Source organism: Pseudomonas sp. USTB-Z, from assembly GCF_019691255.1.
Lineage (GTDB): Bacteria > Pseudomonadota > Gammaproteobacteria > Pseudomonadales > Pseudomonadaceae > Aquipseudomonas > Aquipseudomonas alloputida.
In genome coordinates, this window is sequence record NZ_JAECZP010000005.1 from 189,801 (window position 1) to 206,736 (window position 16,936).

A 16,936-nucleotide genomic window follows, 5' to 3' on the forward strand; every position below is an offset into this window, starting at 1 on the left:
CGCTCCTACCGGGGAACCACAAGCCTGTGTAGGCGCGGGTTTACCCGCGAAAGGGCCGGGCCTGCTGGCCAATGTCCACCGGCCGTTCACTGTTGTCGCTGCTACCGTATTCGCGGGTAAACCCGCTCCTACACCGGGGGTGGACACACATCGGTTTAGCCGCGAAGAGGCCCTGCCCGGCGAACTCAGTGCGGTCCGCGCGGGATGGTCTTGAGCAAGTCTTCGGGGCTGATATGCCCCACCACCTGGGCCACCGCGCTGCCCGGGGTCGGCAGGTCGATGATGTGGCTCTTCATCTTGCCGATCACATGCATCTCGCACGGCTTGCAGTCGAACTTCAGGGTCAGCACTTCGTCACCCTGAATCAGCTGCATCGGTGCCACCTTGGTACGCACGCCGGTCACGCCCTTGGCCTGCTTGGGGCACAGGTTGAAGGAGAAGCGCAGGCAGTGCTTGGTGATCATCACCGGCACTTCGCCGTGTTCTTCATGCGCTTCATAGGCCGCATCGATCAGTTGCACACCGTGGCGGTGGTAGAAGTCGCGGGCCTTCTGGTTGTATACGTTGGCCAGGAACGACAGGTGCGACTCGGGGTACACCGGCGGTGGCGTGGTCTCGGCCTTGCGCCCGCCACGCGGATGCGCCTGCACGCGTGCTGCAGTCAGTGCCTCGATGGCTTCGCGGCGCAGGGCCTTGAGCTGCGAGTTGGGAATGAAGTACGCCTGCGGGGCATCCAGTTCGATGCGGTCGGCGTGGTACAGGGTGGTGCCCAACTGGCCGAGCAGGTCGTGCAACTGCTCCAGTGCTTGCTGCGGCTTGTTGGCTACGCCGAATGGGCCGTCCAGGGCCACCTGCACGCTTACGCCTTCTTCACTGCTGAGGGTTAGCATCAAGCGCTGCTCGCGCAGGACGGCGTGCCACTCCACGCCGACCCGGCGTTCGGAGGAGGTGCGTTGCAGGGCCTGTTGCCAGTTGTGGTCGAGGTTGCGCGACAGCGGGTGGTTGGGCCGCAGCTTGTGCAGGCCTTCGGGCATTTCGTTGGGCTCGACGCGATAGCGGTAGCGCTTCTGGCCGTCTTCTTCGAATTCGCCACGCGGTTCGGCGATGTTGGCGCGGAAGCCCACCACTTCGCGCTTGACCAGCACATTGAGGCCGTCGCCGTTGGTCAGCGGTACGTCGGTGACCACTTGCATGTCACGCTTGCCGACCTTCTCCACTACGCCCACCGGCAGGCCGGTGAAGGTTGGCGAGTCGAAGGCGCCGATATCGACCTTGCGGTCGGTCACGAAGTAGTCGGTGCTGCCGCGGTGGAAGGTTTTATCCGGGTCGGGCAGGAAGAAGTGTTCGGTACGGCCGCTGGACGCGCGGGCGTACTGAGGGCGGTCTTCAAGGATGGCATCGAGCTCTTTGCGGTAATGGGCGGTGATGTTCTTCACATAGCCCATGTCCTTGTAGCGGCCCTCGATCTTGAACGAGCGCACGCCGGCATCGACCAGGTCAGCCAGGTTGGCGGTCTGGTTGTTGTCCTTCATCGACAGCAGGTGTTTCTCGAACGCAACCACGCGGCCCTGGTCATCTTTCAGCGTGTAGGGCAGGCGGCAGGCTTGCGAGCAATCACCACGGTTGGCGCTGCGGCCGGTCTGCGCATGGGAAATGTTGCATTGGCCAGAGAACGCCACGCACAGCGCGCCGTGGATGAAGAACTCGATGGCGGCATCGGTTTCGGCGGCGATGGCGCGGATTTGCTGCAGGTTCAGCTCGCGCGCCAGTACCAGTTGCGAGAAGCCAGCCTGGTCGAGGAACTTGGCCCGTTCCAGGGTGCGGATGTCGGTCTGGGTGCTGGCATGCAGCTCGATCGGCGGGATGTCCAGCTCCATCACCCCAAGGTCTTGCACGATCAGCGCGTCAACGCCGGCATCGTACAGCTGGTGAATCAGCTTGCGCGCCGGTTCCAGCTCGTTGTCGTGCAGGATGGTGTTGATGGTGGTGAACACGCGTGCATGGTAGCGATGGGCGAACTCGACCAGCTCGGCGATATCGCTGACTTCGTTGCAGGCGTTATGGCGCGCGCCGAAGCTCGGGCCGCCGATATAGATGGCGTCAGCGCCGTGCAGGATCGCTTCACGGGCGATGGCCACGTCACGGGCAGGGCTGAGCAGTTCCAGGTGATTCTTTGGAAGGGACATGTCGTTATATTTTCGGGCTGTCACGGTTTAGGCGGGCATTGTAGCGGTGAAACGGGCTGGCGGCATCATTGGGGTGCCGAGAGGTGCGGGATTGGCTGCGGGTACGCGCAACTGTGGGAGCGGCCTTGCGTCGCGAAAGGGCCGCAGAGCGGCCCCGGCGATGTTGCGGTCAGTCAACGATGTTGGGGGCGCTGCGCACCCCAACAAGCGCAGCTCAGCGCTTGGCAGCCATCGCCGTCACTTCCACACGCATGCCTTCAAAGGCCAGTGAAGCCACACCCACCGCCGCACGCACCGGCCAGGGCTTGCTGAAGAAGCGCTGGTACACCTCGTTGAACGCTGCGCGGTCGGCCATGTCGGTCAGGTAGATGGTCAGGTGCAGCACGCGGTCCATGCCGCTACCGGCCTTTTCCAGGGCCACTTTCAGCGCCTGCAGGGTGCATTCGCTCTGCTCGACGATGCCGCCCAGTTCCAGGCTGCCGTCGGCGTGGGTCGGGATTTGCGTGGTGACCAGCACGCCGTTGTACTCGGCAACGTCCGAGGAAATCGACTCGGCGTCCGGGTCCGGGGTGTAGATGATGTCTGCATGTGCCATGGTGTGTCTGCCTTGCAACGGAAGGAAAACGGCAAGCCTACGCGAGCACACCAGCCCGGTCGAGGGTGCCTCGGCGTTTGAAATGCGCGGCGTTCGCCGTCAGAATCGCGGGCGATTGCAAAACCAGAGGTTTACGTTGAACGAACAGACTTTGTCCAGGCGCCTGGAGCGCGTGGCCGCCCATGTACCGCAGGGGGCGCGCCTGGCCGACATTGGCTCGGACCACGGCTACCTGCCGGTGGCCTTGATGCTGCGTGGCGTGCTCGAGGCCGCTGTAGCGGGTGAAGTGGCGCAGACGCCGTTCGCCTCGGCCCAGCGCAATGTGCGCAGAAACGGCCTGCAAGCGCAGGTAACCGTACGCCTGGCCGATGGGCTGGCAGCGGTCGAACCGCAAGACCGTATCTCGGTGGTGAGCATCTGCGGGATGGGCGGCGACACCATGTGCGAGATACTCGAAGCCGGCAAGCAGCGCCTTGGCGGCGTCACGCGCCTGGTACTGCAGCCCAATGGCGGTGAGCGCGAACTGCGCCAGTGGCTGGCGGGCAATGGTTACCAGATCGTCAGCGAAGAGCTGCTACGGGAAAACCGCTTCGATTACGAGATCATCGTCGCCGAGCCGGGCAGGGGGGTGTATAGCGCTGAACAGCTGTACTTCGGCCCCGTGTTGATGCAGGAGAAAAGCGAGGCGTTTGTGGTCAAGTGGCGGCGCATGCTGCGGCAGAAGCAGCAGACCCTGGCCAATTTCCAGCGGGCCCGCGGTGCGGTGCCTCAGGCGAAGATCGACGATTTCAATCAGCAGGTGGGCTGGATCACCCAGGTGCTGGCCTGACTCACTGCTGCGAGCAGTTGCCCATTTCCCGGTAGTCGATTTCGCGCTTCTGGCCCTGATGGTCGACGTACACCATGTGTGCGGTGCCTACCTGGCAGTCGGCTGCGTTGCTGGCCGGTGTGATGGAGATGACCTTGGCCACGTCCAGCGGCATGCCGTATTCATATTGGCTGCTGACTGGCTGGTTGTTGCCGGCATCGGCAAAAGCACCGAACGAGGCGAAGGCAGCGGCAATGGCAAGGACAGCGATCGAGCGTTTCATGACAGGCTCCTTTTTTAATGGATGGCTAATGATCTATTCATTGGTCATCCACAATAAATGGGCTAAACCGTGATAGATTCCTGCCTGTAACGCAAGAATAAGACAAAGAAAGGAGCACACCTTCATGGACATGCTGCATGCCATGCGTACCTTCACCCGTGTGGTGGAATGTGGCAGCTTCGCTGCAGCTGCCAATGCTCTGGATATTTCTGCAGCGCAGGTTTCGCGCATCGTTGCCGAGCTGGAGAACCAGCTGCAGACCCGCCTGCTGCACCGCACCACCCGGCGCTTGCGCATGAGCGAGGCGGGTGAGCGGTTTCTGGAGCGTGCACGGCAGATCATGCTGCTGACCGAAGAAGCCGTGGGCGAAGCGCGAGGGGCGCACCTCACGCCTCGCGGCCATCTGCGTTTGCACTGCCCGCACGGCATGGGGCTGTTGCTGATGCCGCTGGTGGCCGGCTACAACACGCTATACCCGGAAGTGGTGATCGAGCTGACGCTGTCGCAGCGCAACCCCGACCCGCTGGCAGAAGGGCATGACGTGGTGATCACCGTGGACGGTGCGCTGCCGGATTCGCAGCTGATCGCTGTGCCGCTGGGCAACATTTTCAGCATCCCCTGCGCGGCCCCCGGTTACCTGGATACCCACGGTGTACCGGAGCGCCCCGAAGACTTGCACGGCCATCGCTGCCTGCGCATGGCTTACCCGATGTACGAAGGCGACTGGGTGTTCCCGCAAGGGGTTGACCAGTGCGTGATTGCGCCGAATGACAGTTTTTCCACCAACGTTGCCGACGCCATGCTGGTGGCCAGCGAGCTGGGCATGGGCATTGGCCTGCTGCCGTTCTACACCGCCAGCGAGGCGATCGAGCAGGGGCGCTTGCGCCGGTTGTTGGCACCGTATCGGTTGAGGGAGAGTGCGCTGTATGCGATGTATCCGTCACGCCACTACCTGGATGCCAAGGTGCGCACCTGGATCGACTACCTCAAGGAGCAGTTGCCGGCGCTGTTCGAGGGGCATGCCAGGGTGGTGGATGACGCGCGGTATTGGCGCTGAGGCGAGAGGGTCCTGTGGGAGCGGGCGCGCCCGCGAACACCGGCAAAGCCGGTGCCAGCCACAGCGTCGCCCGCGCCCCCAAGAACCGCGTTGCCTTTGCGTTACAGCGGATAGTTTTTCAATTCCCGAGCAATCAGCATGCGCTGGATCTCGCTCGACCCTTCATAGATCTGGGTAATCCGCGCATCCCGGTAGTAGCGCTCCACCGGGTAATCTTCCAGATAGCCGTACCCACCATGCACCTGAATGGCCATCGAGCACACCCGCTCGGCCATCTCCGAAGCGAACAGCTTGGCCTGTGACGCTTCCGACAGGCACGGCTTGCCGGCGCTGCGCAGGCGGGCGGCGTGCAGGATCAGCAAACGTGCGGCGTTCACCTGCACCTGCATGTCGGCCAGCAGGTTGGCAATGCTCTGGTGTTCGTTGATCGGCTTGCCAAACTGTATGCGGTCACGCGAGTAGACCAGCGCCGCTTCGAATGCGGCGCGGGCGATGCCCAAGGCCTGGGCGGCAATGCCGATACGGCCGCCTTCGAGGTTGGACAGGGCAATGGCCAGGCCCTTGCCACGCTCACCGAGGATATTGGCGGCAGGAATGCGGCAGTTGTCGAAGGTCACTGCGCAGGTATCGGAGGCGCGAATGCCCATCTTGTGCTCACTGCGATCAACCTTGAACCCAGGGTTGTCGGTGGGCACCAGGAACGCCGACAGGCCTTTCTTGCCCAGCTCCGGGTCGGTCACTGCGAAGACGATCGCCAGGCCGGCACGGCGGGCATTGCTGACGAACTGCTTGGCACCGTTGATGACCCACTGGCCATCCACCCGCTCGGCGCGGGTGCGCAGGTTGTGCGCCTCGGAGCCGGCCTGTGGCTCGGTCAGGCAGAAGCAGCCAATCACCTCGCCGCTGGCCAGGCGTGGCAGCCACTGCTGTTGCTGGTCGGCGGTGCCGTAGGCCAGCAGCGGGCCGCAACCTACCGAGTTGTGGATGCTCATCATCGCCCCGGTGGCGCCGCAGCCGGCGGCGATCTCTTCCACGGCCAGGGCATAGGCGACATAGTCGGTGTAGCTGCCGCCGAAGTCCTCGGGCACCACCATGCCCAACAGGCCCAGTTCGCCCATCTTGCGCACCACGCCATCATCGATCCAGCCGGCCTTTTCCCAAGCCTGGGCATGGGGTGCGATTTCGCCACGGGCAAAGTCCCGGGCCATGTCGCGGATCATGATCTGTTCTTCGCTCAGTTCGAGGTCTTGCATCTGTGTACTCCCGGGCTCACAAGCCTTCGAAGAATTGTTCGACCCGCTGGCCTTGCAGCGCGGCCAGGGTCGGCGGGTTCCAGCGGGGCTGCTTGTCCTTGTCGATGATCAGGGCACGCACGCCTTCGATGATGTCGCCATGCTGGAACCACTGGCGGTCCAGGTGCAGTTCCATGGCAAAGCAGTCGTCAATGCCCAGCTCGCGCCCCCGGCGCAGCATCTCCAGCGTAACCGCCATGGCCAGAGGCGAGCGGGTTTCCAGCTGATCGGCGGTGGCCACCGCCCAGGCGTGGCTGTCGCCAAGGCTCACCGCACGCAGTTGCTCGACGATGGCTGGCAGGTCGGGCAGGGCGAAGAAGTGGTCGATGGCCGGGCGCAGCTTTTCCAGTGGCGCGTCATCCAGTACCTGGGTACCGAGCCTGGCCAGCAGGTTTTGCAGGTCCTTGAGCGGGTGGTCGCTGAAGTCGAGCTGGTCGAGGCCCTGGTCGAGGGCAGCGAGCTGGTCGCTGGCCAGGTACCAGTCGGCCAGGCCGCAATACAAGGCGTCGGCCGCCTGGATCTGGGCACCGCTGACACCCAGGTAGATGCCCAGCTCGCCGGGGATGCGCGAGAGGAAGTAGCTGCCGCCCACGTCCGGGAAGTAGCCGATGCCGACCTCGGGCATGCCCAGCCGGCTGCGCTCGGTGACCACGCGCAGGTCGCAGCCCTGGGCCAGGCCCATGCCGCCACCGAGGGTGAAGCCGTCCATCACCACCAGTATCGGCTTGCGGTAGCGGTGGATGACCAGGTCGAGGGCGTACTCTTCGACGAAAAAGGTTTCATGCAGCGTGTCGCCGGCCTTGAAGCTGTCGTACAGCGAGCGGATATCGCCACCGGCACAGAACCCCTTGGGGCCTTCGCCGCGCAGGACCACGGCGCGTACGTGCGGGTCGTCGGCCCACTGGTCCAGGTGCTGACGCAGGCTGCGCACCATGTCCAGGGTCAGGGCATTGAGACCGGCTGGGCGGTTCAGGGTCAGGTGGCCGATCTGGTTGCGGACCTCGGCCAGTACATGGTCGGTTGCTGCCGGGGTATGAGCGTGTGCAGTCATTGCGTTCTCCCTGCTTTGTTATTGATTTTCCAAGTGAAGTCTGGAGTTCGCTGGAGGATCGCAGGATCCTGGCATGCGAATTTGCCTTGCACAATCGACAATTGTGCAAGGGTACCGTGCGTTTTTACCTTGTGTGAGGCCAGCGCGCGCTTGTGAAGCTGCCTTTGCCCCCACGGGATTCCGTCCCCCGATTCGGGGGAACCTGCTGGGGGATCCTCCCCAATCCGTTGCGGTTGATCGTACAAGTTATTGATTAATATTGAACTTTTCTTCTGGCACACACCTTGCTCCAGCTCCCCGCAGAGATCCTGTGTCCCGGAGGTGCAGCATGTCGACGCCGCTCAAAGGCCCCATCCTGTCATCACTTGTACTGGCCTTGCTTGGCTGGGAAGCAACCAGCGAGGCGGCTGTGCAGTGCCAGCGCACCCTGGTCGCCAACGTGGTGGCACTGGACCAGCCACTGATGTTCAACCGCCTTGGCGCGCAAAACGCCAACGGCATGATGTTTGCCCTCCGTGAGGACGTGGTGGACGACAAGCACGTCCCCCTCAGCAAGGGCGGGGCCGCGGTACCGGGCAAGGTCACCCTGCGCCCCGACAAGCGCCCGCGGCCTATCGTGCTGCGCGTGGCGGCCGGTGACTGCCTGACGGTCAACCTGACCAACCTGCTGGATTACAAGGCGAACCCCAACAAGCACGGCATCGAGGCTGAAGAGCCCGAGGGTGAGGAAGAGGGGCCGGAGGTTGAAAACGAAGGCGGCGAAGGCTTTGTCGCCGACGAACAGGTGGCCGAGCGTATGGTTGGCTTCCAGGTCAACGGGATGCAGGCGGTGAACAGCATTGCCGATATTTCCGCCTATACCGGGCGTAACGGCAACTTCTTCGTCAGCCCCGGCAGCACCCGCAGCTACACCCTGTATGCCGAGCGCGAAGGGGCCTTCGCCGCCACCAGCAAAGCCGCTACGTTCGGCGGCGAGGGCACGGCGGGCAATGTCTCCAACGGCCTGTTCGGCCAGGTGGTGGTCGTGCCCAAACTGGGCCGTACCTACCGCAACACCCTCACTGAAGAAGAAATGCGCCTGGCCACCACGGGTCGAACCGCCACCGGCCAGCCCGTGATCGACTACGAAGCCCGTTATCCGCAGGTCGAACCGTGGATCGCCGAAGGCAAGGCCGGCAAACCGATCATTGCCATGGTCAACGGCAACGAGATCATCAGCAGCGAAACCGATGCCATCGTCATGGGGCCCAACCCTGACGGTAGCTTCCCCAGTTCCACTTACCCGCTGGAAAGCGCGGGCAAACGCAACCCGGCGCTGCCCAACCGACTGGAAGCGTTCCGTGATTTCGCCTCGCAGTTCGCCGACGAGGTTGCCGGTACCCAGGCCTTCCCTGGCTACTGGGCCGACCCGGTGATGGGCCACGTGCTGGAGCCGGCGCGCGATTCGTTCATGATCAATTACGGCTCTGGTGGCATGGGTGCCGAAGTGGTGGCCAACCGCTTGGGGGTGGGCCCGATGCACGACTGCCTGTCGTGTGCCTATGAGGAGTTCTTCCTCAGCGCCCACACGGTCGGCGATATAGGCACCCTGGTGGATGTACCGGCCAACGTTGGCCTGGAACACATCCGTCCGGGCGAGGTGCCGCCGGCCAGCGCCGTCGGGGTCAAGGCCAGCATGGCCCTCTACCCCTCAGAGCCTGCCAACGTGCACCACAGCTATATCGGTGACTTCACCAAGTTCCGCAACACCCACAACGGGCACGAGCAGCACATCTTCCACTTGCACGGCCATCAGTGGTTGTTCAACCCCAATGACGACAACTCCGACTACATCGATGCCCAAGGCATCGGCGCCGGTGTCGGCTACACCTACGAAATCGCCAACGGTGGTTCGGGCAACCGCAACCGCGTTGCCGGCGATGCCATTTACCACTGTCACTTCTACCCGCACTTCGCCCAGGGCATGTGGGCCATGTGGCGGGTGCATGACGTGTTCGAAGAAGGCACGCGTCTGGAGGTAAGCGGGCAGGGCGAGAATGGCTTCCACAGTACCCCGTTCGCCCTGCGTAGCGGTAAGCCGGCCGTTGGCGCCCGGGCCCTGCCCGATGGCGAGATCGTTGCCGGTACGCCGATTCCGGCCATTGTGCCGTTGCCCGGCAAGGCCATGGCGCCCATGCCCGGCAAAGTCGTGGTCGTGCCCAAGCTCTCCGAAGCGTTGGTTGCCGCCAACGATGATGACCACGAAGACGAGGATGATGACGACCACGCCAGCGAGGCGCCCGTGCGCAAGGCCGTGGGCTCGCTGGCGCTGGTCGATCGCACCGAGGCCAACCGCAATGCCGACGGCACGCTGAAAAACCCAGGCTACCCGTTCTGGATCGGCGGCATGGAAAGCAGCGTGGGCAACCGCCCGCCAACCCCGCCCCTGGACATGCTCGACCCGGCCCTGGCCCGGCAACTGAAAGACAGTGGTAAAGCCCTGTGGGCCAACCTGGATGCGAACCAGGTCGATGGCTGGGACGGCGGCCTTGGCCGCCATGCACTGGACGGTGTGTCCGCCGGTGGCGTGGCGGAGACCACCACCACCAAACTGGACTTCACCAAGGTCGTGCACAAGGCCAAGCCCATCTACCTGCCGGAAGAGGGCACCGATGTCGAGCAGGCCGCCATGCAGTTCCACGCCATGGCTGAACACCCCAGCTATGCATTGATCCCCGGCAGCCAGCCAGTGGCCAGTGCGTTCCGCACCAACGGCGCCTTGCCGACTGCGGGTGCGCCGTTCTACGAGCCGTGCATGGATGACCGTGGAAAACGCCTGACCCAGTCTTCCGGGGTAGGGGAGTTCAACAGTGGAGAGAGCCTGACGGGCGTGAACTTCCGTGGCGCCTCGGCCTTCACTGCCGACCGCCCACGCATCTACAAAGGGGCCAACATCCAGTTCGACGCGGTGTACAACAAAGTGGGCTACCACTTCCCGCAGGCACGCATCATTGCCCTGTGGGAAGACGCTTGGCCGGTCATTACCAAGCAGCGCCCGCCAGAGCCGCTGGTGATGCGCATGAACACCTTCGACTGCGCGATGTACCAGCACACCAACCTGATCCCGAACATCTATGAGATGGACGATTACCAGGTGCGCACCCCGACCGACGTGATCGGCCAGCACATCCACCTGCCCAAGTGGGACCTGACCGCTGCCGACGGCTCGGCCAACGGCTGGAACTACGAAGACGGCATTCTTTCGCCCGGTAGCGTGGTCGAGCGCGTGCATGCCATTCGTACTTACAACGGTTGCACTGATGGGGATAGCCGCGATGGCACCGCTGCCTGCCCGAAAGCCAGACAGCACCCGTACTTCGGCCGCTTTGGTCGCGCCGACTGGCTGGGCGCGCGTACAGCCATGCAGCGCTGGTTCGCTGACCCGCTGGTGAACGTGCATAACGTCGACCGTGGACTGGGTACCATCTTCACCCATGACCACCTTGGCCCATCGACCCACCAGCAACTGGGCCTGTATGCCACCGTGCTGGCCGAACCGGCCGGCTCCACCTGGTACCACGCCGAAACCGGCGAGCAACTGTACAACCCGGCCACGCGCCAGGACGGCGGCCCGACCTCGTGGCAGGCGGTGATCCAGACCGGCGACCACGATGGCGACGGCAAGAACGACAGCTACCGCGAGTTCTTCCTGGAGTACAGTGACTTCCAGCATGCCTATGAAGCCGGGGTGTACGTAGGCGCAGGGCCGGACGGCATTCCCAATGCCCAGTCGTACCCGGCCACAGCCGACAGCTTCCGCTACGCCATCAACCCGCCCGTGCGCGGCAAGGCGTCGAACCTGCTCGAAGCCATCGTCGAGAAACGCGGCGGTCTCAACCCGGGCTGCCCAAGCCGGCCATGCCCGCAGGCGATCTCGGTGGATGACCCGGGGATGTTCGTCGTCAACTACCGCAACGAACCGCTGGCCCTGCGCGTGTATGACCCGAACAAGGTCGGCCCGGACGGCAAGCGTGGCATGCAGGCCGACGGCCTGGCCGGCGACCTCAGCTATGCCCTGCAAACCCGTACCGACCGCGCCATCCCGGCGATGAACCTGTCGCCATCGGCGATTACCTCGGCAGTCGGCCCTACCGGCGGCACTACGCTGTTCCCGCCGCATATCAACACGGCTGGCGCCGAGCCGGGCGACCCGTTCACCCCGTTGCTGCGCACCTATTCCGGCGACAACGTGCGCCTGCGCATGCACGCCGGTGGCCATGAAGAGGAGCACAACGTCACCCTGCACGGCGTGAAATGGCTGCAGAACGGTTCTGGCTTCGGCAACAGCTCCAACTCGGGCTGGAAGTCGTCGCAAATGATCGGCATCTCCGAGCAGTTGGGCTTCATGGCGCCGGTGTCGATGATCTCCAGTTCGGCAGCCACCAACGGCGACTACCTGTACTCGCTGGACGCGGCCCTGGAGGGCTATTGGAACGGTATCTGGGGCATCATGCGCAACTACACCGCGCAGCGTGCCGACCTGTTCCCGCTGCCCAACAACCCGCAGCCGGTGGCCATGCGCAACACCGTGAACTTCAACGGCATCTGCCCGAAAACCACGGCCAACCCGAACGGCATCGGTACCCGCACCACGGTCAAGCGCAGCTACGAGATCGTCGCAGCGCTGGCCAACGACATCCTCGAAAACCGTAACGGCGTCAGCATCAACGACCCGGCGGGCGTCGGCCAGCATGTCGGTGGCGCGCTCAAGGCCAACGGCGGCACCCTGGTGTTCAACAGCCGTAGAACCGCCATCCCACTGGTGAGCGGGGTAGACCCCGAAGATGGGGAGCCTTTCACCATCGGTGGCCACAGTGCGCCGCTGCATGACCCGACCGCGATCCTGTACGTGCGCAAGGCTGACCTCGATGCCACCACCGGCAAGCTCAAGGCGGGTGTCCCGGTAGAGCCGCTGGTATTGCGCGCCAATGCCGGCGACTGCATCAGCATCACCCTGGAGAACCGCTTGCCACTGGTGATGCCAGACCTGCCGAGCACTGCAGTGATGCACAACGTGGTCAAGCGTGACCGCTTCGACAGCGAAGGCTCCACCGCCTTTGCCAACAACCTGATGCGGCCGTCCAGCCACGTGGGCCTGCATGCGCAACTGCTGGCCTACGACATCACCAAGTCAGACGGTGCCAACGTTGGCCTGAACCCGGTGCAGACCGTGCCACCACGTGCCGGCACCAGCGGCGCTTACCCGACCAAGGAGTACCAGTACTACGCCGGCCACCTGGAGCGTGAAGGCAAACCGGTGTCGCAGCTGGGCCGCACGGTGGACAACATAAACACCACGCCTATCGAGTTCGGCGGCCTCAACCTGACCCCGTCAGACTTCATCAAGCAGCCGCAGAAAGGCCTGGTGGGCGCCATGAGCATCCTGCCGCAAACCGCCACCTGGACCGAGGATACTGCTACCCGTACCCAGGCCACGGTGAAGGTCAGCGGCCAGCCGGACTACCGCGACTTCGTCACGGTGTGGCAGCGCGCACTGAACATGCGCTGGGCCGATGGCCGTCCGGTAGAAGGCATCAATACCGAAGGCAACGGTGCTGCCGGTGACCCGCAAGACAACGGCAACATGGCGGTCAACTACAAGACCGAACCGTTGTGGCTGCGCTTCGGCATGGCGCCCGACTCGCCATTCGGCCGCGCCAATGGCCTGGGCTTTGGTGATGTACCCAACGCCCACATGGCCTACGCCAACGCCCTGGTCGGTGGCGACCCGCAAACCCCGGTGCTGTACGCCAAGCCTGGCCAACCGGTGCGCAACCATATCGTGATGCCCAGTGGTGGCAGCCGCGGCATGGTCTACCAGCTGGACGGGCACGTATGGCCACTGCACAACTACCAGGCCGAGAAGAGCGATGCGGACGGTTACCCGATTGGCCTGCCTGGTATCGGTTCGGTGCGCTTTGGCTACAACCCGATGGCCATGTACATCGGCGCGCAGGAAAGCGTACTGCCAGCGGCGCACTTCAGCTTCATGTTGCCGAGTGCTGGCGGTGCCAACGCGGTGGCGGGTGACTACCTGTTCCGCGACTACGCCGCCTACGGCAACCTCTCGGGGCTGTGGGGGATCTTGCGGGTGACCAATGAAGCGCCGCCGGCAACGGCCCCGGCGCAGTGACGGAAGGGGAACGCGAGCATGAACAAAAAGACTCGCCCTGCTTACCTGGGGGTAGTGCTGGGGGTAGCGCTGATCGGCCTGGGCGTGGCGTACGAAAAGCTATGGTGCGACCCGCGCGAGCTGTTGCAGGAACGGGGCGGCTCGCAGGCCTTGCACCGGCTCAGCCGGGACGGCGTGAACGTGGAGTTCGAGGCCCGGCCATTGGCCGGCGGCGAACTGAAGGAGGGCGGCTTCGCCAACATCCGCTTCAAGCTCAGCGACCAGACCAGTGGCCAACCGCTGTCGGGCATGGCCCCGGGGGCGTGGATCGACCCGGCGCAGTCGGCCCCGGCCGGGGACCGCGAGCAGAGCTGCAAGGCGCGGGTCGCGCTGTTTCTCAAGAGCAGCATCGGGGCCCGGCCGCTGCTCGACCTGAACAGCTACTTCTTGCTGATGTTGAACAATGACGCCAGCCTGACAGTGATCGACCCGACGGTGTCGGTGGGGGGCGTGACCAGCACCATGGCCCGCATCGAGCTGCCAGGGCGGCCCATGGACTGGGCGGCCACCAGCGACGACAAGCAGGTTTTCGTGTCGATACCCGAGCGGGGCAAGGTCTCGGTGATCGATACCGAAACCTTCACCCGCGTGGCCGACCTGGACGCCGGCGACCAGCCGCTTCGCGTGGCCCTGCAGCCTGACCAGCATCGGCTGTGGGTTGGCAACAACAGCAGCGACCCGGGCAAAGGCGGGGTAACAGTGATCGACGTGCCGGGGCGCAGCGCCATGAAGCACTTCAACACCGGTACCGGGCACCACGAAATCGCCTTCAGCGCCGACTCGCGCTATGCCTATGTCAGCAATCGCGACAGCGGCACCCTGAGCGTCATCGACATCCCGGAAATGCGCCTGGCCAAGACCATCAAGGTAGGCCCGCACCCGCTGTCGGTCAGCTATTCGGCGCTGTCCCAGGCTGTGTACGTGGTCGATGGCGAGGAGGGCAGCGTACGGGTGTTCGATGCCCGCAGCCATCAGTTGCGCCACACGGTCCAGGCCGAACAGGGCCTGGGGCCGATGCGCTTCAGCCATGATGGCCGCTACGGCCTCGTGCTCAATACCCTGGAGAACCAGGCCCTGGTCATCGACGCCAGTACCGACAAGCTGATCCACCGCATCCCGGTGGCGGCCGAACCGTACCAGCTGACGTTCACCAAAGGCTATGCCTATGTGCGTGGCCTGGCCTCGCCGAAAGTGAGCATGATCAATCTGGCCAGCCTGGGCGAGGGGCGTGCGCCCATCGTGCAAGGCTTCGAGGCTGGCCCGGCAGCGCCGCGCCAGGCCGGCGACCTGCCACTGGCCCAGGGGCTGTCGGTATCGCGTGATGACAATTCGGTGTTCGTGGTCAACCCGGTGGACAACACCACCTACTTCTATGCTGAAGGCATGAATGCCCCGATGTCCGGCTACAACAACCGCGGCCACCAGGCCCGCGCCGCCATCGTCGTTGACCGCAGCCTGCGCGAAGTGGCCCCCGGGGTGTATGGCTCGACGGTGAAGCTGCCCGCCGCCGGCAAGTTCGACGTTGCCTTCCTGCTCAACCAGCCGCAAATCATTCATTGCTTCAGCACCGAAGTGGCCGCAGGGAGCGATGCCAGCAAACGTAAAGGTGCGCGTGCCGAGTTCATTGGCCTCGACCAGCCGCTGCCGCAGCACAGCGACTTCACCGCGCGGGTACGGATTGTCGGTGACGACGGGCAGCCGCGCCTGGGCCTGAACGACTTGAGCCTGCGCTACTTCCTGGCGCCATCGTCGATGCCGCGCAACCTGCAGCTGCAAGAGGTGGGCGAGGGCGTCTACCAGGCAGCGCTGAACTTGCCTGAGGCCGGCGCCTGGTACCTGCATGTGCAGTCGCCCTCGTTGGGGCGCAAGTTTGCCGAAGAAAACTACACCAGCCTGCGCGTTCTGCCGGCTGCTGCAACCAACGCCTCCCAGACTGACGTGAGGAATGTGCGATGAACGCCAAGCCTGCTTGCACACTGTTGGCCCTGAGCCTGGCATTCGCCAGCCACCTGGCCATGGCCCACGCCGGTCACGCGCATGACGGCCATGCCGGGCAGCCCCCGGCGGCGCATCAGGAAAAGGCCAGTGTGCGTTTTGCCGATGTGTCGCTGCTGAACCAGGAAGGCATGCCGGTACGTCTGGAGAAAGACCTGGTGGGTGACCATCTGGTGGTCATGGGCTTCATTTACACCAGCTGCACCACGGTATGCCCGGTGGTGTCGTCAATCATGGGCAAGGTCCAGCAGCAGCTGGGCGGCCGGGTAGGCGAGGAGGTTCGCCTGGTGTCGATCAGTGTCGACCCTCAGCGTGACGACGCCAAGCGCCTGCAAAACTATGCCAAGGCATTCCAGAAAGGGCCGGGCTGGAGCTGGCTGACCGGTACCCCGTACGCCATCACCGAAACCCTGAAGGGGCTGGGCAGCTTCAACGCCGACCTCAGCCAGCACCCGCCGCTGATACTGGTGGGTGACGGGCGTAGCGGGCACTGGACGCGTTACTACGGCTTCACCGACCCGGGCGTATTGATCGAAGAAATCAACCGCCTCAGTGCGCGCCGGGTACATGCCAAGAGCACCGCCATTGCCGACCATCACGAGGTGCAACCATGAGCACTGCAACCTCCCACCGCGCTGGGATGCGCGCATTCGACTGGCTGGTACTGGGTGGCTGCCTGTGGATCCTCACGTCGGTGGCGTTCGCCCACGAAGGCCATGCGCCGCAACCCCCCGAGCCGCAGCCAGCACCGCAGGCGATGGCCAGTGGTGGCGGTACACGCGACGCCAAGACCTGGTTCACCGACACCGTGCTGAAGGACCAGAATGGCCGCGAGCTGCGCTTTTACAGTGACGTGCTCAAGGACAAGGTGGTGATGCTCAACGTGATCTTCACCCATTGCACCGATGCCTGCCCGTTGATCACCCGCAAGCTGCGCGAGGTGCGCGAGGCCATGGGGCCAGCCCTGGCCGCCCAGGTGACCTTCGTGTCGATCAGCAGTGACCCGCTGAACGACACCCCCGAGGCGCTGAAGGCGTTCGCTGCCAAGCAAGGGGTGGATGGGCCGAACTGGTTGTTCCTGACCGGTGACAAGGCCAATGTCGACCTGGTGCTTGGCCGTATAGGGCAGTTCCTGCCGAGTCCCGAGCAGCATTCGACGCAGCTGATTGCCGGTGATGTTGCAGGTAAACGCTGGAGCAAGATTCGCCCGGATGCACCGCCAGCGGCGATTGCCCAGCGCATGCAGCTGTTGACCCAGCCGCTGGCAGGTCGGTAAGTATCATGGGCCGCCTGGGGAACTGGCCTCTGTGGCATCACCTGTTGTGGGAGCGGTCTTGCGTCGCGAAAGGGCTGCGCAGCAGCCCCGGCAGTGGCAGCTTAAGCGCAGAAAGAGGGGCGCGCTGCGCGCGCCTTTCGCGACGCAAGGCCGCGCCCACAGGGCTTGCGATATGGCTCACA

Annotated in this window: 11 protein-coding genes; 6 read left to right on the plus strand and 5 right to left on the minus strand. The window is 64.2% G+C overall.

Features of this window, described 5'->3' with window-relative positions; all coding sequences use genetic code 11:
- Positions 1 to 185 precede the first annotated feature (185 nt).
- Entirely contained in the window at positions 186 to 2,186 is a 2,001-nt protein-coding gene (locus tag I8746_RS08315; protein ID WP_003247926.1) for a U32 family peptidase, read from the minus strand.
- Positions 2,187 to 2,400: 214 nt separating this feature from the next.
- Positions 2,401 to 2,781, minus strand: coding sequence for a RidA family protein (locus I8746_RS08320; protein WP_004577524.1), 381 nt, complete (start codon positions 2,779 to 2,781; stop codon positions 2,401 to 2,403).
- A 136-nt stretch (positions 2,782 to 2,917) separates the two neighbouring features.
- On the opposite strand from I8746_RS08320, the gene I8746_RS08325 reads away from it, so the two are divergent.
- Positions 2,918 to 3,610, plus strand: a complete 693-nt coding sequence (locus I8746_RS08325) for a tRNA (adenine(22)-N(1))-methyltransferase TrmK (protein ID WP_060538852.1) — start codon at positions 2,918 to 2,920, stop codon at positions 3,608 to 3,610.
- Position 3,611: 1 nt separating this feature from the next.
- On the opposite strand, the gene I8746_RS08330 is transcribed toward I8746_RS08325, so the two are convergent.
- Positions 3,612 to 3,872, minus strand: coding sequence for a DUF2790 domain-containing protein (locus I8746_RS08330; protein WP_003247932.1), 261 nt, complete (start codon positions 3,870 to 3,872; stop codon positions 3,612 to 3,614).
- A gap of 124 nt (positions 3,873 to 3,996) precedes the next feature.
- Between I8746_RS08330 and I8746_RS08335 the strand changes: the two genes are divergently transcribed.
- Positions 3,997 to 4,929, plus strand: coding sequence for a LysR family transcriptional regulator (locus I8746_RS08335; protein ID WP_003247933.1), 933 nt, complete (start codon positions 3,997 to 3,999; stop codon positions 4,927 to 4,929).
- Positions 4,930 to 5,030: 101 nt separating this feature from the next.
- On the opposite strand, the gene I8746_RS08340 is transcribed toward I8746_RS08335, so the two are convergent.
- Both I8746_RS08340 and I8746_RS08345 read right to left on the minus strand, forming a co-directional pair.
- Positions 5,031 to 6,182 carry an acyl-CoA dehydrogenase family protein gene (locus I8746_RS08340; protein ID WP_014756960.1) on the minus strand — a complete coding sequence of 384 codons (1,152 nt, stop codon included), beginning with the start codon at positions 6,180 to 6,182 and terminating at the stop codon, positions 5,031 to 5,033.
- A 16-nt stretch (positions 6,183 to 6,198) separates the two neighbouring features.
- Positions 6,199 to 7,272 carry an enoyl-CoA hydratase/isomerase family protein gene (locus tag I8746_RS08345; RefSeq protein WP_221100448.1) on the minus strand — a complete coding sequence of 358 codons (1,074 nt, stop codon included), beginning with the start codon at positions 7,270 to 7,272 and terminating at the stop codon, positions 6,199 to 6,201.
- A 328-nt stretch (positions 7,273 to 7,600) separates the two neighbouring features.
- On the opposite strand from I8746_RS08345, the gene mnxG reads away from it, so the two are divergent.
- Genes mnxG through I8746_RS08365 form a run of 4 tightly spaced genes read left to right on the plus strand, consistent with a single transcriptional unit; the run spans position 7,601 to position 16,754 of the window.
- Complete coding sequence (gene mnxG, locus I8746_RS08350) at positions 7,601 to 13,444, plus strand: manganese-oxidizing multicopper oxidase MnxG (protein ID WP_088512693.1); 5,844 nt, start codon at positions 7,601 to 7,603, stop codon at positions 13,442 to 13,444.
- Between the two features lie 18 nt (positions 13,445 to 13,462).
- Positions 13,463 to 15,439, plus strand: coding sequence for a cytochrome D1 domain-containing protein (locus I8746_RS08355; protein WP_012052144.1), 1,977 nt, complete (start codon positions 13,463 to 13,465; stop codon positions 15,437 to 15,439).
- Positions 15,436 to 16,092, plus strand: a complete 657-nt coding sequence (locus I8746_RS08360; protein WP_004577519.1) for an SCO family protein — start codon at positions 15,436 to 15,438, stop codon at positions 16,090 to 16,092. Before I8746_RS08355 ends, I8746_RS08360 begins: the two co-directional genes overlap by 4 nt.
- On the plus strand, positions 16,089 to 16,754 hold the full coding sequence (locus tag I8746_RS08365; protein WP_012052145.1) for an SCO family protein: 666 nt from the start codon (positions 16,089 to 16,091) through the stop codon (positions 16,752 to 16,754). Before I8746_RS08360 ends, I8746_RS08365 begins: the two co-directional genes overlap by 4 nt.
- The last annotated feature ends 182 nt before the right edge of the window (positions 16,755 to 16,936 follow it).